Origin of the sequence: Caulobacter sp. UNC279MFTsu5.1 (genome assembly GCF_900114015.1) — a bacterium.
Classification (GTDB): Bacteria; Pseudomonadota; Alphaproteobacteria; order Caulobacterales; family Caulobacteraceae; genus Caulobacter.
In genome coordinates this window covers 10351-30606 of record NZ_FORN01000058.1, presented here as the reverse complement: position 1 = coordinate 30606, position 20256 = coordinate 10351, and the positions used below count along the sequence as shown (strand labels likewise).

15 protein-coding genes and 4 pseudogenes are annotated in these 20256 nt (G+C 66.4%); 13 read left to right on the top strand and 6 right to left on the bottom strand.

The genetic code is table 11. The annotated features are described in order from the left end of the window. Positions 1 to 327, top strand: a pseudogene (locus BM066_RS23175) (IS3 family transposase); the annotation flags it as partial. A 132-nt stretch (positions 328 to 459) separates the two neighbouring features. Here BM066_RS23175 and BM066_RS26160 read toward each other — a convergent pair. Together BM066_RS26160 and BM066_RS23165 are read right to left on the bottom strand one after the other, a co-directional pair. After that, positions 460 to 597 (bottom strand): annotated as a pseudogene (locus BM066_RS26160) (FAD-dependent oxidoreductase); the annotation flags it as partial. 182 nt (positions 598 to 779) lie between these two features. Then, the gene (locus tag BM066_RS23165) at positions 780 to 1439 is read right to left on the bottom strand and encodes a TetR/AcrR family transcriptional regulator (RefSeq protein ID WP_026176434.1); all 660 of its coding nucleotides are present in this window, start codon (positions 1437 to 1439) and stop codon (positions 780 to 782) included. Positions 1440 to 1838: 399 nt separating this feature from the next. On the opposite strand from BM066_RS23165, the gene BM066_RS23160 reads away from it, so the two are divergent. Beyond that, positions 1839 to 2981 (top strand): MFS transporter, encoded by a 1143-nt coding sequence (locus tag BM066_RS23160; RefSeq protein ID WP_018113219.1) that lies wholly within the window; start codon positions 1839 to 1841, stop codon positions 2979 to 2981. 293 nt (positions 2982 to 3274) lie between these two features. Continuing rightward, positions 3275 to 5527, top strand: coding sequence for a TonB-dependent receptor (locus BM066_RS23155; protein WP_018061330.1), 2253 nt, complete (start codon positions 3275 to 3277; stop codon positions 5525 to 5527). A gap of 51 nt (positions 5528 to 5578) precedes the next feature. Here the strand turns inward: BM066_RS23155 and BM066_RS23150 are convergent, their stop codons facing one another. Together BM066_RS23150 and BM066_RS23145 are read right to left on the bottom strand one after the other, a co-directional pair. Continuing rightward, positions 5579 to 6229 (bottom strand): class II aldolase/adducin family protein, encoded by a 651-nt coding sequence (locus BM066_RS23150; RefSeq protein ID WP_018113218.1) that lies wholly within the window; start codon positions 6227 to 6229, stop codon positions 5579 to 5581. Next, positions 6229 to 7173: a carbohydrate kinase family protein gene (locus tag BM066_RS23145; protein ID WP_018113217.1), complete on the bottom strand. Its 945-nt coding sequence runs from the start codon at positions 7171 to 7173 to the stop codon at positions 6229 to 6231. The genes BM066_RS23150 and BM066_RS23145 overlap by 1 nt, the downstream gene beginning before the upstream one ends. An 83-nt stretch (positions 7174 to 7256) precedes the next feature. On the opposite strand from BM066_RS23145, the gene BM066_RS23140 reads away from it, so the two are divergent. Further along, entirely contained in the window at positions 7257 to 8531 is a 1275-nt protein-coding gene (locus tag BM066_RS23140) for an aminotransferase class III-fold pyridoxal phosphate-dependent enzyme (protein ID WP_018061094.1), read from the top strand. 528 nt (positions 8532 to 9059) lie between these two features. Here BM066_RS23140 and BM066_RS27410 read toward each other — a convergent pair. Next, positions 9060 to 9269 (bottom strand): annotated as a pseudogene (locus BM066_RS27410) (transposase); the annotation flags it as partial. Continuing rightward, positions 9258 to 9384 (bottom strand): annotated as a pseudogene (locus tag BM066_RS27405) (transposase); the annotation flags it as partial. The pseudogenes BM066_RS27405 and BM066_RS27410, both read right to left, overlap by 12 nt. Positions 9385 to 9857: 473 nt before the next feature. Between BM066_RS27405 and BM066_RS23130 the strand changes: the two are divergent. The 9 genes from BM066_RS23130 to virB11 all read left to right on the top strand — a co-directional run bounded on the left by BM066_RS23130 (position 9858) and on the right by virB11 (position 19915). Continuing rightward, positions 9858 to 12059, top strand: coding sequence for a beta propeller repeat protein (locus BM066_RS23130; protein ID WP_018113215.1), 2202 nt, complete (start codon positions 9858 to 9860; stop codon positions 12057 to 12059). A gap of 260 nt (positions 12060 to 12319) precedes the next feature. Then, entirely contained in the window at positions 12320 to 12598 is a 279-nt protein-coding gene (locus tag BM066_RS23125; protein ID WP_018113214.1) for a TrbC/VirB2 family protein, read from the top strand. Positions 12599 to 12607: 9 nt separating this feature from the next. Next, positions 12608 to 12886, top strand: coding sequence for a VirB3 family type IV secretion system protein (locus BM066_RS23120; RefSeq protein WP_255367707.1), 279 nt, complete (start codon positions 12608 to 12610; stop codon positions 12884 to 12886). Beyond that, positions 12883 to 15240, top strand: a complete 2358-nt coding sequence (locus BM066_RS23115; protein WP_029589460.1) for a VirB4 family type IV secretion/conjugal transfer ATPase — start codon at positions 12883 to 12885, stop codon at positions 15238 to 15240. Before BM066_RS23120 ends, BM066_RS23115 begins: the two co-directional genes overlap by 4 nt. Continuing rightward, complete coding sequence (locus BM066_RS23110) at positions 15237 to 16442, top strand: TrbL/VirB6 family protein (protein WP_018113211.1); 1206 nt, start codon at positions 15237 to 15239, stop codon at positions 16440 to 16442. The genes BM066_RS23115 and BM066_RS23110 overlap by 4 nt, the downstream gene beginning before the upstream one ends. Further along, on the top strand, positions 16439 to 17209 hold the full coding sequence (locus tag BM066_RS23105; protein ID WP_018113210.1) for a VirB8 family type IV secretion system protein: 771 nt from the start codon (positions 16439 to 16441) through the stop codon (positions 17207 to 17209). The genes BM066_RS23110 and BM066_RS23105 overlap by 4 nt, the downstream gene beginning before the upstream one ends. A gap of 29 nt (positions 17210 to 17238) precedes the next feature. After that, the gene (locus BM066_RS23100; protein ID WP_089930591.1) at positions 17239 to 17943 is read left to right on the top strand and encodes a TrbG/VirB9 family P-type conjugative transfer protein; all 705 of its coding nucleotides are present in this window, start codon (positions 17239 to 17241) and stop codon (positions 17941 to 17943) included. Continuing rightward, positions 17940 to 18950, top strand: a complete 1011-nt coding sequence (locus BM066_RS23095; RefSeq protein WP_089930589.1) for a TrbI/VirB10 family protein — start codon at positions 17940 to 17942, stop codon at positions 18948 to 18950. Before BM066_RS23100 ends, BM066_RS23095 begins: the two co-directional genes overlap by 4 nt. After that, a complete protein-coding gene (virB11, locus tag BM066_RS23090; RefSeq protein ID WP_018113207.1) occupies positions 18947 to 19915 on the top strand; it encodes a P-type DNA transfer ATPase VirB11 in 969 nt (322 codons plus the stop codon). Before BM066_RS23095 ends, virB11 begins: the two co-directional genes overlap by 4 nt. Positions 19916 to 20256 lie beyond the last annotated feature (341 nt).

Here is a 20256-nt window from a genome sequence, read left to right as displayed (position 1 = left end):
CCCGACGACGGCGTCCTGCGCGATCGGCTGAAGACCCTGGCCCAGGAACGCCGCCGGTTCGGCTATCGCCGGCTGCACGTGCTGCTCAGGCGCGAGGGTCACGCGGTCAACAAGAAGCGGGTCCAGCGGCTCTATCGCGAGGAGAAGCTGACCGTGCGCCGGCGCGGCGGACGCAAGCGGGCGGTCGGCACGCTGCGGCCCCTGGAGGTTCCGCTGGCGCCGAACCAGCGCTGGAGCCTGGACTTCGTGTCCGACCAGATGACCGACGGCCGCCGCTTCCGGATCCTGACGGTGATCGACAACTGCACGCGCGAGTGCCTGGCCCTAACATTCTCATCCGGCCGCTACACCGAATAAGCGCCTAAGATATATTATCAGAAGAGTATGTATGTTCGCTGCGGTTTGGGCCACGCGGTCCAGGGCCGCAGCTCTTGCTCCGACTTTGAAGTCGATTCCATGTGGCGGCCTCCGATACGGCGCGATCGGCTCGTCCCCGACCAGGGTGATCGGCCCTTCGTGCCCGTATTGGCGAAGGAACGCGGCGACAGAGCCGCCCGCGTGGCCAGCGCCCAGGATCACGACCGCATCTTGTGACATCGTCTCGCCGCGCTCCCCGCCGGGGCGGATCGCGAGCGGTGCGCCGATACCCCCCTTGCCTGCTGGTCGCCGACACGACCTCGCCCGCCAAGTGCGCGGCCAGCATTATAGATAGTTTTTACTATATTATTGGGCAACACTTTTGTGTGCAACGCCCGACGGAGCCTGCGATGACGTCTCGGCTAACGCGGGCTTAGGTGCTGGTAGTATAGCGCATTCATCCAGGCGGATTCGGCGATGACCCGCTCCTCGTCCAGGCTCGGGTCCTCCAGGATCATCTCGATGACACCGTAGCCCACCTCTTCGGAGAGTCGCACGGCCGACTGCAGCTGGCGCTCGTCGACGCGGGGGAAGAGTTCGCGCAGCACCTCCGTCTGGCGCGCGATGACGCGGTCGCGAGACTCGATCCGCACCTGCCGGAGGGCCGGAACCGATCGAATGGCGCGCAGGATTGACATCCCGCCGGGCTGGTTTCGGGTGACGCGCACAAGTTCGGTTCGAAGCTCGATCCCCTTGCCGACCGCCTCATCGAGCGTGCGGGCGGCCGCGTCGCCGCGGTCCAGCCAGGCGAAGAACACCTCGTCCTGCGCATCCATCAGCCGGCGCGCCAGTTCGGCCAGGAGGGCGTATTTATTGGGGAAATACCGGTAGAGCGCCGGCGGGGTGATGCCAGCGCGCTCGCAGACGAGATTGGTGTTGAGGCGCTCGAACCCGACCTCGGCCAGCAACTCGCCCGTTGTCGCCAAGATGGCCTCGAACGTGGTCTTGCCCTTGCGGCGTGAAGGGGTCGATTTCGTTTCAAGGTCAGGCGTCGCGGCTAATTCAGGGCTCTGCTTGGCCATCTCGGCTCCACAATCATTGTCTTTCCAGCGCATAACCCTCAATCCGCCCTTCTGGAAGTCAGAAGGCGATGCGCCCCAGGCGCCGGCGTCGCTTGCCTCGCTTCATCGGCGAACGAACCGGCCCCAACATCGCCGGCCCGAAAATCCTGTTTCCATGCGCCAGCGCCCAAACGCAGGGCGGCCGCCAGGTCGTCGCGCTTGTCGAAGAACAGCGGCTTGCCAGAGTCTCACGATTGTGCAGCAGTAGCAAATACTAGCTTGAATGCCGCGATCGTCCTATCGGGCCCACCAAGCCCGCAGAGTCCGCGAGGATGGGCGCGCAAGACAAGCAGCAGGGACGAAGGGCGCGTCTTGTCGCCCTCCACGGCAGGGGGCCGCCAGCCAATGGATGCGATATTGATGTCAGAGCCGCCCCGGACCGCCTCCGATCTCAAGGCGACTCAGACCTCGGCCCTGGCCTTGGGTTGCCTGGCCTTGTTGATGCTCGGCGTGCAACCGCTGATCCTGGGCGCGCTCGCCACCGCCGGTCGACTGGATGTCCAACTGCTCGGCCTGGCGGCCATGATCGAGATGCTCACGCTCGGCATTGTTTCGGGTGCGATGGGCGCGCTGGTCCCGCACCGAAACCTGGTCAGTTGGGGCGCCGGCGGCATCGTTGTCCTGGTGGCCAGCAACCTGGCCTGCATGGAAGCCTCGGGCCTGGGCATCGTCACGTTGCGTGGCCTGTCGGGCGCGGCCGGGGGCGCGCTGGTGTGGATCGCCGCCGGCGTCATCGGTCGCAGCCGTGCGGCCTTGCGCCTTTCCGGCATCTTCTCCGGCGCCCAGGCCCTGACCCAGGCTCTGCTCGCCGCTCTCATTCCACTGGGCGCGCCGGTGTTGGGCGCCAATTCCGGCTTTGCGCTGCTGGCGCTCGCCGGAACGCTTTGCCTGGCCTTCCTCTTCGGAATCCCCCGCACCCTCGCCGACCTGCCCGCGCCGGAGGAAGGTCACGCGCGTCTCAGCCGGCCGGGCCTACTGGGCCTTGGCGGCGCCTTCTTCCTGATGGCCGGCATCGTCGGGGTCTGGGTGTTCGTTGAGCAAATCGCCACCCAGCACGGCATCGCCTCCGGAACGATCTCACTTGCCATCGCTGGCTCGCTGGCCATGCAGATCGTCGCGGCGGCCTTCATCACCTGGTGTGGCCCCCGCGCGCGTCCCGTGATCGCCCTCCCCCTGATCTGCGCCGCCTATATCGCCTGCCTGGCGGTCATGGCCGTGACCGCCAACCATGTGCTGTTCGTGGCCGCCATTCTGCTGTTCGGGTTCCTCTGGACCTCGAGCCTGCCGCTGTTCCTGCCCTTATTGATCGCCGTTGACCCTACGCGCCGATCGGCGATGCTTCTGGCCGGGGCGCAGCTTTTGGGCGGCAGCGCGGGCCCGATGATCACCGGCCTGCTGGCGACCGACGCCAACCTCAGCCCGGTCACCGCTTGCGGCGCGGGCCTCTTCGTCATCTCGGCCCTCTGCGTGATCCTGGCGGCGGCGGTCAAATCCAGGCCCTGAACAGGACAAGCCGGCAACCCGCGATCTGTGACGTGAGCGGCGATGGCCGTTCGCGTCGCTTTCGAGCGCCTCACCTTCTTCTTCAGAGCTAGTCGCCGCACCCCGTCTCCGGGGTTCCGCCCGTCTCGATAGCGGACGGTTTTTTGTCACTTCAGCCTTCAAACCAGGCGCCGTCTCGTTCGGAGACCATACCCAGCCTTCCGCAACTTGCGCCTCTCTCCCTTGCATTGGGATAGTTTTTATTATCGTAATGTGGCCGACCGGTCGCAGCATCGGATTCAGGGGAGTGAATCATGAAGGCGAAATTCTTCGTAGGATGCGCCGCGCTGGCGCTTTCCGCAGGCGCCGCCAATGCTCAGACGACGCTCGCCAAGGACGACACGGCGATCGCCGAGATCGTGGTCACCGCCCAGAAGCGCGCGGAGAACCTGCAGGACGTGCCCGTTTCGGTCACCGCCCTGACCGCCGACGCCCTGGCCGCGCGAGGCGTCGACAATGTCCTAGCCCTGAACAACCTGGCGCCCGGCATGCGGATCAGCGCCGCCGACGCCGCCGCCAACCCCAAGATCTACATCCGCGGCGTGGGCCTCAGCGATTTCAACCCCAACGCCTCCAGCGGTGTCGGCGTCTATATCGACGGCGTCTATATCGGCTCGCCCCTGGCCCAGATGGCCGGCTTCTACGACTTGGCCCAGGTCGAGGTGCTGCGCGGCCCGCAGGGCACGCTGTATGGCCGCAACACCAACGGCGGCGCGATCAACATCACCACCAAGCGGCCGACGCAGAGCTTCACAGCCGACGCCTCGCTGGAATACGCCACCTTCAACGCCGTCACGGCCGAGGCGGCCGTGGGCGGTCCGTTGGTCGCCGACAAGCTGGCCTTCCGCGCCGCCGGCCAGTGGGTCCAGGACGACGGCTACACCTACAACCGGGTGACCGGGCACGACGTCAACGCCGCCGACCATTGGGCCGGGCGCCTGTCGCTGCTCTACACGCCGACCGACGATTTCGAGCTGCTGGCCCAGGTCAATCGTTACGTGAACCGCGGCGACGCCACCGCCCCGCAGCATCGCGCCCTCTTCCCGGCGACGGCCGCCGCGACCGGCCCTGACGGCTTCTGCGCGCCCAACGCCTACGCCAGCGGGGCCTGCATGGACCTGATGGGCTACGCCGACACCGACAAGAACCCGCGCGCCATCGACGCCAATCTGGAGGGCAAGGATAAGGTCGACCTGTTCGGCGCCTCCAGCCAGGCGACCTGGAAGCTTGGCGGCATGTCTCTGATCTCGGTCACCGCCTGGCAGTGGGCCCACCGCAACGACCTGGAGAACACCGACGCCAGCCCGCTGCAGATGCTGGAGATCAACTACCGCTCTCGCCAGCATCAGTTCACCCAGGAGCTGCGCCTGCAGTCCGACAACCCGTCGGGCCGCCTGAACTGGGTGATCGGCGGCTACTTCATGGACGAAACCGTCCAGGACAACACCCACCAGGACACCCTGCGCGACCTGCGCCCGCTGTTCGTCACGCCCGACAATCCCACGGGCCTCAGCCCCGAGAACAGCGTCGCGGTGTTCGGCTGGCCCTACACCCAGAAGACCAAGGGCTACGCGGTCTTCGGCCAGGCCGACTACAAGCTCACCGACAAGCTGACCGGCACGGTCGGCCTGCGCTGGTCGGCCGACGACAAGCACATGAACTACAAGAGCCAGATCGAGGACGGGCTGATCGTCCTTCTGACCTCGGACCAGAAGAAGACCTTCTCGGCGTTCTCGGGGCGCCTGGGTCTGCGCTATGCGGTCGATGACGACACCAACGTCTACGCCACCTACAATCGCGGCTATAAGAGCGGCGGCTTCTTCGGCGGCCTGGCCACGACGCCCGAGGAGGTCGAGCCCTACGCCAACGAGACCCTCGACGCCTACGAGGTCGGTATGAAGTCCGAGTTCTTCGATCGACACGTGCGGCTGAACGTGTCGGGCTTCTATTACGATTACAAGAACCAGCAGGTCTTCGCCCAGGCGCTGCGCAACGGCCTGACCGTGCTGGTCCTGGACAACGCCGCCAACTCCAAGGTCTACGGCGGCGAGGCCGAAATCACCGCCCGGCCGATCCAGCCCCTGACCCTCACCGCCGGCGTCTCGCTGCTGCACGCCAAGTACGGCGACTATTTCAGCGAGGGCCAGGACTACACCGGCAACTGGCTGCCGCAGTCGCCGAAGGTGACCTTCAACACCGCCGCGACCTGGGTCGCCCCGCTGGCCAACGGCTCGTCGATCGTGGCCAATGTCGATGCGAACTATTCGTCCAAGGTCTATTTCGACAATTCCAACGCCCCGCGCCTGTCGCAGGACGCGGTGTGGATCGCCGGGGCTCAAGTCAGCTGGCGCTCGCCTGATCGGAAGGTCGAGGCCGGCGCCTTCGCCCGCAATCTGTTCGACAAGACCTATGTCGTGGCGATCTCCAACATCGACAGCCTGGGCGAGGATCTGCTCAGCATGAACCGCCCCCGCAGCCTGGGCGTCTTCCTGCGCTATCACTACTAGGGCGAGGTCCGGGGGATCGCCTGTCGGTCCCCCGGGGATATTCTAACGCTGCTAGCGCCTTTGCCCGTAGGATTTGAAGCGCTGGAGGATGGTGTTCATCTCCTCGTCGGCCAGGAGCGTCGGCCCGCCGATCGCCAAGGTTCCCCAATAGATCGCCGCCTGCTCCTCGATCTCTTCGGCGATGGCCAGGCCATAGTCGAGATTGGGCGCGGCGACGATCTGGCCGTGATTGGCCATCAGGGCCGCGTAGCGCCCGTCCAGGGCGTCGACCACGGTCGCCGCCAGCTCCATCGAACCGAAAGTGGCGTAGGGCGCGACCGGCACGCTGGCGCCGCCGCCGACCGCGACCATGTAGTGCATGGCCGGGATCGGTTTGTTGGCCACCGCCAGGGTCGTGGCGTAACGCGAATGGCAGTGCACCACCGCCCCGACGTCGGGCCGCCGGTCGAGGATGCCCTGGTGCATCCGCCACTCGCTCGAGGGCTTCAGCGATCCTGGCGCCATCGAGCCGTCCGGCTGAATCAGCACCATGTGTTCGGCCGCCAGGTGCGAGGCGGGCACGCCACTGGGCGACACCAGCATGGCCTCTCCGCAGCGGGCCGAGACGTTACCCGACGTGCCGCGATTGAGCCCCTTGTCGTCCATGGCCTTCATCACCTCGGCCATGCGTTGGCGCAGCGCGCCTTCATTTGTTGCGCCCATCACGCGGTCTCCCTCAAAGTCATCTGGCACATGGCCGTCTCCGTAGCCTCGAAACTTTCCAGCTTGCCCAGGGTGGCCAGGCCTTGCGCCACCAGCGCCGCCGTGGCGGTGGCGAAGCGGACGGCCTCCAGCGGCGCCCAGCCCCGGTCCAACGCGGCGATGAAGCCGGCGCAATAGGAGTCGCCGCAGCTGGTCGTATCGACGGGCTTGATCAGATAGGCCGGCAGGGTCGTCCGCACGCCGTCCAGCACGACGACCGAACCTCGGCTTCCGTTCTTGATGATGCAGCCGCCGGCGCCCAACTCCCGGAAGACGTCGGCCGCGGCGAACAGGTCCTCCCGCCCCGTCAGGAACAGCGCCTCGGCCGCGCTCGGCATGAAATAATCGACGAAGGGCAGCAGCCGCTTCAGCTCATCCAGCGCCGTGGCCTGGGGCGAGATCAGGTCGCAGGTCACGATCGCCCCCGCCTCGCGCGCCGCCTGGACAATCCCGGCGCCCGGCCCGCCGTCCAGCCGCGGCCCGCCGATCCCGGCATAGTGGAAGAAGCCCACCGACCGCGCCGCCGCCAGCGCCTCCGGCGTTACCTGGGCCAATATGCCTGCGCCCAGCGCGTGAAAGTTCGGCCGTCGCCCGGCTGAGTCCACCGCCAGGACCGTCGTGGAGCTGGGCAGGCCCGGCAGAGTCTCCAGCGCCGTCAGGTCGACCCCGGCCTCGTCCAGCGCCATGCGAATAAACCGGCCGATCAGGTCGTCGCCCACCGCCGAAGCCAGCTTGACCGGCATGCCCAGCTTGGCGGCCACCAAGGCCGTCCCCGCCGCTGTCCCGGCCGGCGCGCAGGCGATCCCTTCGATCAGGGTTGTTCCCTCACCTTCCGGCAAGGCGTCGATCGCCCGCGCCACCACGTCCAGGGTCGTAAGTCCGATGCACGCCAAGCCGGTCTTCATGCCGTCCTCTCCCTATGCGTTGACAGACACTATGCCTCAGTCATTATGATAGTCAAAACTATCTTATTGCGGAGCCCCCAAACATGACCTGGACGAACAGCAAGGACACCGCGTTGCGCGAACGCGCCATGGCCGTGATCCCCAACGGCATGTATGGTCACCAGTCGGTCATGCTGCTGCCCGACGACTATCCGCAGTTCTTTGACCGGGCGGAGGGAGCCTATCTGTGGGACGTCGACGGCAACCGCTATGTCGACTTCCTGTGCGGCTATGGGCCCAACCTGTTCGGCTACGGTCACGCCGCGATCGACCAGGCCTATGTCGAGCGCATGAAGCGCGGCGACACCATGACCGGCCCCGGCCAGGCCATGGTCGAGCTGGCCGAGGCCCTGACCGCCCAGGTCAGCCACGCCGACTGGGCGATGTTCTGCAAGAACGGCACCGATGCCACGACCATGGCGATGATGATCGCCCGCAACTTCACCCAGAAGAAGACCATCGTCCTGGCCAAGGGAGCCTATCACGGCGCGCAGCCTTGGTGCACGCCGCTGAAGAACGGCGTCACCCCCGCCGATCGCGCCAACCAGGTGTTCTACGAATACAACGACGTCGAGAGCCTGGAGGCCGCCGTGCGCGAGGCCGGTTCTGATCTAGCTGCGATCTTCGCCTCGCCGATCAAGCACGACACCTTCGTCGACCAGAAGCTTCCGAACCCGGACTATGCCCGCCGCGCCCGCGAACTCTGCGACGAGCACGGCGCCCTGCTGATCGTAGACGACGTCCGCGCCGGCTTCCGCCTGGCTCGCGACTGCAGCTGGTCGCTGGTCGGGGTGAAGCCGGACCTGTCGACCTGGGGCAAGGCCATCGCCAACGGCCATCCGATCTCGGCCCTGCTGGGCGCCGACATCGCCCGCTTCGCAGCGGCCACCATCTACGCCACCGGCTCGTATTGGTTCTCGGCCGCGCCGATGGCCGCCTCGCTGGCGACGCTGAAGCTGATCCGCGAGACCGATTATCTGGAACGCACTATTGCTCTGGGGGAACGCCTGCGCACGGGCCTGGACGAGGTCGCCGGCCGCCACGGCTTTGGCCTGCGCCAGACCGGCCCTGCGCAGCTGCCGCTGATCATGGTCGACGACGACCCGACCGGGGCCAAGGGCTACTTCTGGAACAACGCCCTGCTCAAGCGCGGCGTCTATTTCCACCCCTGGCACAACATGTTCGTCACCACGGCCATGACGGACGCGGACATCGACTACACGATCGAGGCGGCCGACGACGCCTTCAAACTGCTCAAGGCCGCCGGCCCGCTCGAGCCGGTGGCCAAGCTTGAGTTCATGCATTCGCTGGCCGGCTAAGCCAAGCCTCCTGATCATGGAACCCGTTGCTCGCCGCCGCCATGGCTGTCGGTGCAGCGACGGGATGCCAGGCACGCTGAGCGGAGGCCAAAGGGCGGCGCAATGAGCGAGGTTCATCGCGCCGACGCTGCATCGCTAGGGTGGGCTTCAACCCGTCTTAGAATCTGCAAGCGTCAGCTCGCCGGTGGCAGGCGTAGGCTAGGTCTGCTCACCGCATCGCGGCCATAGCCGATGGCGGCTTCCGCGGCGGCGCTGCGCCAGGGCCGACATTGGACTGGCTCCAGGAACCATACGTTCGGTGGGCCCCCTGCTCTTCAGCCGACGTTCAGAGGAAGGGCGCGAAAGGGGACGCTGAATGCAAAGGGATAGGTCGCCATTCCTGGCTGACGCTGACGTGACCCCCATTTCTCATCCAGCCAAAACGAGAGTCCTAGGTTGATTTGAGCCTTGGTCGAGTTGGGTGGCAATAGGCCGGTGCGCGGAGCTATCAGCCTGCGCAGCGTGCCGGCCGGCCTGTCCGTAGAAGGTGCTGGCGTAGTCCCTTGGCGTCATCCAGCCGAGGCCCGAGTGTGGGCGGCGCTCGTTGTAGTCGCGCCTCCAGGCCTCCAGCTCCGCGCGGGCGTGGGTCAGCGAGCGGAACAGGGTCTCGTTCAGCAGCTCGTCGCGCAGCCGGCCGTTGAAGCTCTCGTTGTAACCGTTCTGCTGAAGCTTGCTTGGGGCGATGTAGCGCCAACCCACGAAGGTCGGCGAGCTAAGCCCGTGCTTGCGGCACAGGTCCCGCCACCGGCGCGCCCGCCTCCTGCTCGCGCAGAATCCCGATGATCTGCTCTTCCGTGAACCGTGATCGCTTCATTCGTCCGTCCTCAGATCGGGCGAACTCTAGTTATTTCTGGAGGAGTTTTGGGGGGCACGTCATGGCCGCCACTCCGCTGTCTATCAACCGGAGGCTAGTGCTGCTGCCGCAGGATCCGCCCCCGATTGTCAAGCTGGGCCCCTGGATGGTTCGCCCCGCATGCCGAACCGCTCTGGCCCGCTCTGTCGAGGCGGCGACTTCCTATCGTTGACGCTCCTGCCAGAGGCGCTTGGCGGTTGCGTATATGAAAACAGGTTTGCCAATGAAGATTTGCATGTACTATTATTCAGTTCAGAAGAATTAGACCCACCCCTTGTGAGAAATGCCGACTGCGGATCCGTCCGCGGCGTCGTGGGCGCTCGCCTTGGGCTCAAGAAATAGAACTTGGTAGGAAGCACGGGAGGAAATCCATGCGGAAGACGTTGCGTCATGTCCTTTTGAAGGGACTGGCCATTGGTGCGCTTGCGGTCTCTGTGGTCGCATCGACCTCGGTCGCGCCCGCCAGCGCCCAGAGCTACAGCTGGCAGACCGTGAAAATCGGCGGCGGCGGCTATGTTCCCGAAATTATCGCCCATCCGGGACAGCAGAACCTTTTCTACGCCCGCACCGACGTTGGCGGCGCCTATCGCTACAATTCCTCGAACAGCACCTGGGTGCCGCTGCTCGATGGGTTGACGCCGAGCCAGGCCGCATACGACCCCGTCGAAGCGATCGCCATCGACCCCAACAACACCCAGAAGCTCTATATGGTCGCCGGCGGCGGCCACGACTGGCAAACCAACTGCTGCGGCGCCGTGCTGATCTCGAACAACCAGGGCGCCAGCTTCACCATCGTGCCGCTGACCTTCGAGGTCAACGGCAATGAGCCCGGCCGCAATGTCGGCTCGCGCCTGGTGGTCGATCCGAACCTGGGTTCGGTGCTGTTCTACGGCACGGCCAACACCTCGGCCTGGGCGTCGTCCAACGGCCTGTGGAAGAGCACGGACAGCGGGTTGCACTGGTCGAAGGTCACCGGCTTCCCGGCCATGTCCAATAATGACACCGGCGCGGGTGTCAGCTTCGTCACCATGTACAAGCCGTCGGCTTCGTCGGGCCAGAACACGAAGACCATCTTCGCCGGTGTCAGCACGCCGGCCGCGGCCACCAACGGCGCCACACTTTACCGCAGCACCGACGGCGGCAATACCTGGTCGCTGGTTTCGGGCGCCCCGACGGGCCTGATGCCGCAGGTCGGTCAGATCGGTCCTGACGGCAACCTCTACATCACCTATTCGCGGGCAGCTTCCGGGACGAGCGGCGGCGGGCCGAGCGGCCTGGAGCATGGCCAGGTGTGGAAGTATAGCGTCACCGGCAGCAACTGGACCAACATCACGCCCCCGAACGACAGCCAGCAGCTGGCCGGCTGGTTCGCCGACTACGGCTTCTCCGGCCTGTCGGTCGATCCGGCGCATTCCGGCACTGTCGCGGTCATGACCGTCAACCGCTATGACGGCCATGGCGAAGCCCTGTTCCGCACGACCAACGGCGGCACGAACTGGGTCGACGCCACCGCCAACGTCAACGTCAACCTCACCGCGGCGCCCTGGAACGGGACCCGCGGCTATATCGGCAACTGGAGCGGCGTGGTCCTCGATCCGTTCAACACCAACCACGCCTTCGTCACCTGGGGCGGCGGCATCATGTCGACCCAGAACCTGACGGCGTCGGCCAACGGCCAGACCGTCAATTTCGCGCTGGACCAGAACGGCGTGGAAGAAACCGTCCCACTCAGCCTGGCGTCTCCGGGCGTCTTCTCGTGGGGCGGTTCGGTTCCGCTGGTCAGCGGGTTGGGCGACGTGTGCGGCTTCTTCCACTCCAGCCTGACTCAGGCCCCCGCCGCGGCGCACTCGAATCCCACCTGCGGCAACACCAACTCTCTCGACTGGGCCAAGAGCACGCCGAGCATCTTGGTGCGCGTCGGCGAGCGCGGCAGCGGCGCCGGCGGCATCTCGTATAACGGCGGCTACAGCTGGTCTCCCTTCACCAGCAATCCGGCCGGCGTCACGGCCGACAGCGGCGGCAACATAGCCATCAACGCCGACGGCAGCGCCATCGTCTGGGCGCCCAGTGGCGGTGTCGTGCCGGCTGTCTCGACCAACAGCACCTACAGCTGGAGTTCGACATCGTTGCCGGCGGGTATCGCCGTGGTGGCCGACGGCGCGAACGTGAACAACTTCTATGCCTACGATCGCACGAACGGGAAGGTCTACATCAGCACCAACAAGGGCGTCAGCTGGACCCAGCCGGTCACGCCGATCGCGTGGCACACCCTGACCACGCCGTTCGGCAAGTCCTGCGACGTCTGGCTGTACGGCTATAGCGGCCTGGTGCACAACACCACCTGCGGTACGGGAACCTGGACCACGCTTTCGGGGCCCACCAGCGTGCAGGCCATGGGCTTCGGCAAGGCAGCCTCCGGTCAGTCCTACCCGGCCGTCTACATCAGCGCGACCCTCAACGGCGTCGTGGGCGTATACCGCTCGGTCAACGGCGGGAGCAGCTGGTCGAAGATCGACGACGCTCAGCATCAATACGGCGGCTTCCGCATGCTGACGGGCGACCCGAAGACCTTCGGTACGGTCTACGCCGCCACCAACTCAGGCCGCGGGATCATCGTGGGCACGTCTCCCAACTGACCCTGACCCAAGGCCGCCGGCCTTGGGCGATCCCACTCCGTCTGCGCGGCCGGCTGCGGCCGCGCAGACGGGGCTTGGGGGATGACTGAAGGCCGCGTGCAGATGCTACGCGAAAATGCCATTTTTATCCCGCCATGGACAAAAGCCGGACAATGAGGCGGTCTAGGCGGCGGACGGACTTTGTGGACAGAACTAAAAGGGGCTTACGAGCCGTGAAAGCCATACGATACGTGTCAGGCGCAATGCGGGCGGCGTCTCCAGTGTTGACCCTGATCGCCTTGCCGGCCCATGCCCAGGCCTATGCTGACCCCGCGGGATCCGGCGCCATCGTCGGCGCGCTGCACTGGATCCAGGGGACTTTGCTGGGCACGACCGCGACCGTCGTCGCGGTGATCGCCGTGGCCTTCATCGGCTACATGATGCTGACGGGACGGTTGAACTGGCGCCACGGCGCGGCGGTCATCCTGGGCTGCTTCATCCTCTTCGGCGCGACCAGCATCGTCGCCGGGATCCAGACGGCGGCCAGCGGCGGCTTCTGAAGCATGGACATGCTCGACCGCGACCGTCTTTTCGTAGCCCTGACCAAGCCCCAGATGTTCCTGGGCGTCACCTACAGTTTTCTGATCGCGAACGTCATCATCACGACGGAACTGTTCCTGATCTTCAAGGCGTTCTGGGTCATCGTCGCGGCGCTGGTCATCCACGCGGCGGGCTGGGTCGCCCACCTGTACGACCCGCGCATCTTCGATATCTGGATCGTCACCAGTTCACGTTGCCCTCAGGTCAGGAACAGGTCTTTGTGGGGGTGTAATTCCTACAGTCCATGACCAGAGCAGCACACGAAAAAGAAACCCGGGGCGGCGAGCGCCTACCGTATCTCGCGCACGTCGATGATCACACGGTGATGCTGCAAGACAAGCTCCTCATGCAGACCATCGTTCTGAAGGGGCTTTTGTTCGAGACCGCGGACACCAGTGAACTCAATTACCGCAAAGACCTGAGGGACGCCGCGCTCAAGGCCCTCAGCGCCTCGCGCTTCGCGCTCTATCACCATATCGTCCGCCGCCGCGTCGAACCGGCGCTCGAGGCGGGTTATGAGGACGCGTTCAGCCGTACCCTGAACGAACGGTGGCGCAGGCGGCTGGACGCCAAGGCCCTCTACGTCAACGACATCTATGTCACGCTCCTGCGGCGGCCGACCCAGGGGAGCAAGGGCCTGGTCCAGCGTCTCATCGAAGGCGCGTCCGCCGACGCCGGCCGCGCTGACGCCGAGCTGCGCGAGGGCCTGCGCGATCTGAACGAGGCCCGCGAGATCCTGATGGCGTCGCTGGCGGCCTACCGGCCGCGCGCCGTCGGCGTCTACACGCGGGGCGACAAGCACTATTCCGGAATCCTGGAATTCCTGGCGCAAATCTACAACGGCTTCAATCAGACGCGACTGCTGCCAGAGGGCGACCTGGCTTCGCACGTGCCGGCCCGCCGCCTCAGCTTCGGGCGCAACACAGGCGAGTTGGCTCCCTATGCGGAGCAAGACCGCCGCTATTTCGGCATCCTGTCGATCAAGGATTATCCGGGAACGTCGCGTCCGGGCATGGTCGATGAATTGCTGCGGCTGCCCGCCGAATTCGTGCTGACCCAAAGCTTCGCCTTCGTCGACCGCGATCCCGCCCTGCGCCGCGTCGGCCTAGCGTTGCGCCGCATGCGCGCCAGCGACGACGAAGCGGTCACGCTGCGCAACGAGCTGGCCGTGGCCAGCGACGACGTGGCCGCCGGGCGCGCGGTCTTCGGCGAACATCACATGAGCCTCATGCTGAGCGCCGCTGACGAGCGCGAGGTCGCTCAAGGCCTGGCCGACGCCCAGGCGGTGCTGGCGGATCTCGGCATCGTCGGCGTGCGCGAAGACCTGGCGCTCGAACCCGCCTTCTGGGCGCAGTTCCCCGGCAATATGCGCTTCATCACCCGGCGCGCGCTCATCGCCGGACGCAACTTCGCCAGCTTCGCCTCGTTCCACAATTTCGCCATCGGCGAGCCGCGCGGTTACTGGGGTGAGGCGGTCACCGTCCTGGAAACGACGGCCGCGGGGCCCTATTTCTTCAACTTCCACCACGGCGACCTCGGCAATTTCAGCGTCATCGGCCCGTCCGGCTCGGGCAAGACGGTGGTGTTGAACTTCCTGCTGGCCCAGGCGCTGAAGTTCCGGCCGCGGCTGGTCTTCTTCGACAAGGACCGCGGCTCGGAGATATTCATCCGGGCCGTCGGCGGCCGCTATCGCACCCTGCGGCCCGGCGAGCCCTCGGGGCTGAATCCGCTGGCGCTCGAGGCCACGCCGATCAATCGCCGTTTCCTGATTGATTGGGTGTCGCGCCTAGTTTCAGCGGACACCGCGCCAAGCGCCGAGGACTTGGCGGTGATCGAGGCGGCGGTCGAGGCCAATTTCGCGGCGCCGGCCAGCCTGCGTCGCCTGGGCGCCTTCGCGGACCTGCTGCGTGGCGCCGAACGGCCCAACGCCGCCGACCTCTATGCCCGGCTGCGTCCCTGGTTCGCCAATGGAGAGCATGCCTGGCTGTTCGACAACGCTGAGGACCAGGTCGGCCTCGACGCGGCGGTCGTCGGCTTCGACATGACCCAATTGCTGGACGCGCCGGCGACGCGGACCCCGGCCATGATGTACCTGTTCCATCGCGTCGAGGAGCGCCTCGACGGATCGCCGGCGATCATCGTCGTGGATGAGGGCTGGAAGGCGCTCGACGACGATATCTTCGTGGCCCGCATTCGCGACTGGGAAAAGACGATCCGCAAGCGTAACGGCCTGGTGGGTTTCGTCACCCAGAGCGCCCAGGACGCGCTGGCCAGCCGCATATCCTCGGCGATCGTGGAGCAGGCCGCCACGCATATCTTTCTACCCAACGCACGCGCCCAGGCAGTGGATTATGTCGACGGCTTCGGACTGACCCAGCACGAGTTCGACCTGATCCGGTCCCTGCCCGATCACGCGCATTGCTTCCTGATCAAGCATGGGCGCGAGAGCGTGGTGGCGCGCCTGGACCTGACCGGCGAGGCGGAATTGCTGCAGGTCCTGTCCGGCCGCGAGAGCGCCATACGGCTGCTGGACGAGGTGCGCGCCGCCGTCGGCGACGATCCGAGCGACTGGATGCCGCCCTTCCTGGAGAGACTGAGGTGAGCGGGGCCTGTCCTGTCGTCGCCGACAGCGCCGGGGTTGTCGAGCGCCTGGCGGTTTATGTTGAGTGCCAGTCGCGGCAGATCGATCTGGCGGCGTTCCAGGGCGGCCTGTGGCATGGCCTGCCGACGGCGCTCGTCTCCGCGCTGATGGTGCTCACCGTCGTCGGCGTCGGCTATCGGCTGATCCTGCACCGTCACCTCGACATGGCCGACCTGATCTATGCCGTGCTGCGGCTGGGGTTCGTGATCGCCGTGGCGACGACGTTCAGCGCCTATTCCGCGCTGGTCTACACCGTCGCCACCCAGGGGCCGACGGAACTGGCCGCCATGGCGTTGGCTCCTACGGGACTGCGGGCGTCCTCGCTGACCCAGGCCAGCCATGCCGCGGCCGAGACCCTGACATCCCTGGCCGGGCGGACGCCGGTGCACCCCCCCCCCGCACCGGCGCCGCCGACGGCCGGCGGCGACCCGTCCGCCAAACCATCGACTCCGACGCCGGCGCCCTCGCCTGTCGGTCCGAGCGTGGATCTAGGCGGCGCCGTGTTCATGCTCTCGTGCGTCGGGTTCAGTCTGGCCGCGCGGCTGACTCTGGCGATCGTCCTGGCCGTCGGTCCGCTGTTCATCGCCGCCGCCTCGTTCGATCTGTCGGCCGGCCTTTTCGTCGGATGGCTGCGGGCGCTGGTTGCGCTGTTCCTGGCTCAGACGGGCTATGCGGTAAGTACGGCGTTGGAGCTGTCGTTCTTCGCCCAGGACCTGGAGCGCCTGTCGCCGGCGCCCGCCGACGCCGGCGATCCTTTGCTGGTCGGACTGTTCTTCATGGCGGCTGGCCTGGCCATAACCTTGATCTCCGTCCTCGCGGCCGGCGGATTGCTGCGTTTCGCCCTGGCTCGACGCGTGAGCGCGCCCGTGACGGCGCCGTCGGTGACCGAGCCATCGCCGGCGGCGCGATCGTCATGGTCCGCCCCCGAGGTTCGATTCGCCTCCTCGGCGTCGCGCGCCCAGCGCGTCATCGACGCCGTCGGAGCGTCGGCCGTCGTCTCGGAACAGCGTCAGAATGGCGGCCGTGAGGTCGTCGGCGTTTCAAGTGCTGGCGCGGCCTCGGGGACGACCACAGGGTCATCGGACGCCGCCAGCCCGGGCTTGCGACGGCCCGGACACTTGCGGGCGTCGACGGGTGCGGCCAGGCGGGATCTGATTTCATGAAAACAGACAAGAAATCCTATTACGCGGAGGCTTTGAGCTGGGCTCAAAGCGAGGCCGATGGCGCGCGGCGCACGCGCGACCTCACATGGATCATCGCCGGCGCGGCGGTGCTGGTCGCTGTGGTCGAGGCGTTCGCCCTGGCCAGCCTGGCGCCGTTGAAATCGACGAGCGTGGTGCCGGTCCTGGTCGACCGGCAGACCGGATTTGTCCAGGTGCTGAACAAGGACGGCAGCCAGACCTTGCGCGCCGACACGGCCCTGACCCGGTCGATGCTGGCCCAGTATGTCGTGGCCAGGGAAGGCTTCGACATCACGACCCTGAGCGCCGATTACCATCGGGTCATGCTGTGGTCTGGCGGCGCGGCGCGTGGCGAATACGCCGCGGTGATGCCGGCGCAGAATCCGCAAAGCCCGCTGCGGCTCTATCCGCGTTCGGCGCTGGTCGCGGTCAATATCGAGTCGGTCTCGGACCTCGGCCCGCGGACGGCTTTGGTGCGCTTCACCACGACCAGAAAGGACGAAGGCGCCTCGGCGGGGGCGGTCAATTATTATGTCGCGGTGATCACCTATCAGTTTTCCGACGGGCCGTTGCGCGCCGAGGATCGGCTGATCAACCCGCTGGGCTTCCAGGTGACCCGGTATCATCGCAGCGACGAGACCGCGCCTTCGCCGCAACCAACGCCGGCAGCTCCCGCCACGCCGATCAGCCCGATGGATATGTCCGAGACCCCGACAGCGCCCCCGCAAGGCGGCGCTGTCGGTGGGTAGCGTGCTCCCCTGGCGAATATGAGGGAACCGTGACCACACGCCGCCATCTCCTCGCCCTGATCGCCGCTTTGCCAGCCGGCGCCGCCTTGCCGGCCGGCGCGTCGGTCGCGCCCAAGCCGGGCCTGAAGGACCCGCGGATACAGACGATCGATTTCGATCCAGACGAAGTCGTCACGCTCCGCGTGGCGCTGGGCTATGCCTTGACCGTCGAATTCTCTTCGGACGAACGCATTGAAAACGTCGCCCTGGGGAACAGCGCGGTCTGGCAGGCAGTGGCCAATCATCGGGCCGACCACCTCTTCATCAAGCCCATGCAGGGCGCGACCAACACGAACCTCACCGTCGTCACTGACACGCGCGAATATAATTTCGACCTGACCGCCATTCCTGTACCGGACGCCGCCACGGCGATATCGCTGAGATTCGTCTATCCGGTGAGCCTCGACCAGCCGGTCCCTCAGGCCTCGCCGAAAGCGCGCTTCCGCTTCACCGGAGCCGGATCGATCCGGCCGGCGTCCATGTACGACAATGGCTTGGCGACCTTCGTGGAATGGCGCGAGGCCAGCCAGATCCCGGCTATCTTCATGATCAACGACCAGGGGGCGGAGGTTCTGATCAACGGCGCCATGCGCGACGGCAAATACGTCATCGACCTGGTCGCCGACCATTTCGTCTTCCGGCTTGGGAAGCAGAAGGCAACGGCGACACGGGTCCTCGACAAGGGGCAGAAATGACCGGCGACGGCCCGTCCAACCCTGACTCCCCCGGTCCCCGAGTGGTCTTGCCGCAAACGGGGCCTTCACCGGTTGTCGTCGCCATCGCCCTTTGCCTGGCGGGTGGGGGCGTGATCTGGCTCGCCCAGGCGCATCTTGGTGCGCCCAAGCCGGCCAAGACGCGCGCCGCTCCCACCACAGCCCTTCCGCCAAATATCGCGCCGCTGGATATTCCACCGCCGCCGCCGCCCACGCCGCCGGTGCCCCCTCCGCCCCCCGAAGTGCGCTACATCCAGGGTCCGCCGCCGCCGCCGGTCGTTCAGTACGTCAACCAGCCCACGCCGCCGCCGATGGCGGCCGCTCCCGAACCGCGGCTATCCGAGCCGGTCATGACGATCGACCTCCCACCAGCCTCGGCGCCGGCCGAGGGGGCGCCGCCGGAGGATCTGCCGGCGCGCGCCGTCGTCATGCGCAACCGCGCCATGCTGGTGCCTCAGGGCGCGCTCATTCCGGCGGCGATCGAGACTCCCGTCGATTCCAGCGTGGGCGGGGCCGTGCGCGCCATTACGACAGGCGATACACGCGGGTTCGACGGAACACGGGTCCTGATCCCGCGCGGCAGTCACCTGATCGGTGAAATCCGTCCCAACGCCCAGCCGAACCAAAGCCGCGTCACGATCCTGTGGACGCGCCTCGTCCGGCCCGACGGCGTCGCTATCAAGCTGGTGGCGCCTGGAGCGGATTTACAAGGCGGCGCCGGCGTCGCGGGCAAGGTCGATAACCACCTGCTCGCGCGCATGGGTTCGGCCGTTCTGCAGTCGGCCCTGACCATCGGCGTCGCCGTGGCCTCGCGCGGCGACAACAGCGCGGTCATCCTGGGCCTTCCCGCCCAGACCGCCGGCGGCATCGCCCAGGCCGGGGCGGCGCAAGGCAAGAACACGCCCACGGTCACGGTCGAGGCCGGCACGCCGATCATGGTCTTCGTCAACCGGGACATGGACTTCACGGGGGTCTTGCCAAGACGATGACCGCCCGGCCGACAACCGATGGTCCCAGCGACTATCTCAGCTATTATCTCGAGCCGCTGCGGCCGCTGCTCGCTGACGCCGGCACGACCGACATCTATATCAACCGGCCCGGCGAGATTTGGCGGGAGCGGCTGGGCGGCGAGATCGCCTGCCTGCAGATGCCCATGCTCGACAGCGACTACCTGCAGCGCCTCGTCCGACAGGTCGCCGTCTATTCCCACCAGGGGCTGAGCCGGGCTCATCCGTTGCTCAGCGCCAGCCTGCCGGACGGCGCCCGCATCCAGATCGTCATGCCCCCGGCGACACAGCGCCATCTCGCCATCGCCATCCGCCGCCATCGCGCGGCGGCCCTGCCCTTGGCGTCCTATGTGTTGGAGCCGGCGCGGCGGCGCGACGCCATTCCCGCCCCGACCGGCGAACTGGCGACCTATCTCGCCGAGGCGGTCCGGCAAAGACGCAACATCATCATTTCCGGCGGCACGTCGAGCGGCAAGACGACCCTTCTCAATTCGCTGCTGGCCGAAATCCCGCCATCTGAACGGTTGATCACCATCGAGGACGCGGCGGAGCTTCAGCCGAGCCACGCCAACCGGGTCCAGCTGATCGCCGCCCGCGGCGGACATGGCGAGGCGAACGTAACCCCCAACGACCTGCTAGAGGCGGCCCTGCGCATGCGGCCGGACCGCATCCTGCTGGGGGAACTCCGCGGCGCCGAGGCCTATACCTTCCTGCGCGCGATCAATACGGGGCACCCGGGGTCCATCACCACCATCCATGCCGACAGCGCCGAGGGCGCGCTGAGGCAGCTGGCGATCATGATCCTGCAGGGCGCGCACAATCTCGACTACGCCAACGCCTATGGGCTGGTGACATCGATGATTGATATCGTTGTTCAGATCGACCGCGTTGAAAACCGTCGCTGCATCTCCGAAGTGCTGCGCTTGAGCGACCGCTCCGCGCCTTGACGCCTCCCGGCAGGAGCGCCGATACGAGAACGACGATCTATCCGGACGTCGGTGCGGCCTTCAGGCCGAGCGTTGATCACATCGCGAAAGCTCGGCCAACGGCTTGTCCTTCGGATGTCTCGGTCGGGCTGGCTCAATCTCGCCCCCCGAAGCGGTCGGCTAGTCAGATTGAGGTCGTTTCCAATGGCTTCCTAGACCTTTCTGAGCTGTAGCCTGATCGACAAGGACACGTTCAAGGCGGTGGATATCGTCAAGAGATCAGCCCGCGCTCTACAAGAAGATCGCGATACATTCGAAGCGCGAGCGAGCGTTATCGGTCGCCTGTAAAGCGAATCCTTGCT

Coding starts and splice junctions, on each gene's coding strand:
- BM066_RS23165 (WP_026176434.1), bottom strand. CDS start 1,439: ATGGCCAAGCAGAGCCCTGAATTAGCCGCGACGCCTGACCTTGAAACG.
- BM066_RS23160 (WP_018113219.1), top strand. CDS start 1,839: ATGTCAGAGCCGCCCCGGACCGCCTCCGATCTCAAGGCGACTCAGACC.
- BM066_RS23155 (WP_018061330.1), top strand. CDS start 3,275: ATGAAGGCGAAATTCTTCGTAGGATGCGCCGCGCTGGCGCTTTCCGCA.
- BM066_RS23150 (WP_018113218.1), bottom strand. CDS start 6,229: ATGGGCGCAACAAATGAAGGCGCGCTGCGCCAACGCATGGCCGAGGTG.
- BM066_RS23145 (WP_018113217.1), bottom strand. CDS start 7,173: ATGAAGACCGGCTTGGCGTGCATCGGACTTACGACCCTGGACGTGGTG.
- BM066_RS23140 (WP_018061094.1), top strand. CDS start 7,257: ATGACCTGGACGAACAGCAAGGACACCGCGTTGCGCGAACGCGCCATG.
- BM066_RS23120 (WP_255367707.1), top strand. CDS start 12,608: ATGCTCGACCGCGACCGTCTTTTCGTAGCCCTGACCAAGCCCCAGATG.
- BM066_RS23115 (WP_029589460.1), top strand. CDS start 12,883: ATGACCAGAGCAGCACACGAAAAAGAAACCCGGGGCGGCGAGCGCCTA.
- BM066_RS23105 (WP_018113210.1), top strand. CDS start 16,439: ATGAAAACAGACAAGAAATCCTATTACGCGGAGGCTTTGAGCTGGGCT.
- BM066_RS23095 (WP_089930589.1), top strand. CDS start 17,940: ATGACCGGCGACGGCCCGTCCAACCCTGACTCCCCCGGTCCCCGAGTG.
- virB11 (WP_018113207.1), top strand. CDS start 18,947: ATGACCGCCCGGCCGACAACCGATGGTCCCAGCGACTATCTCAGCTAT.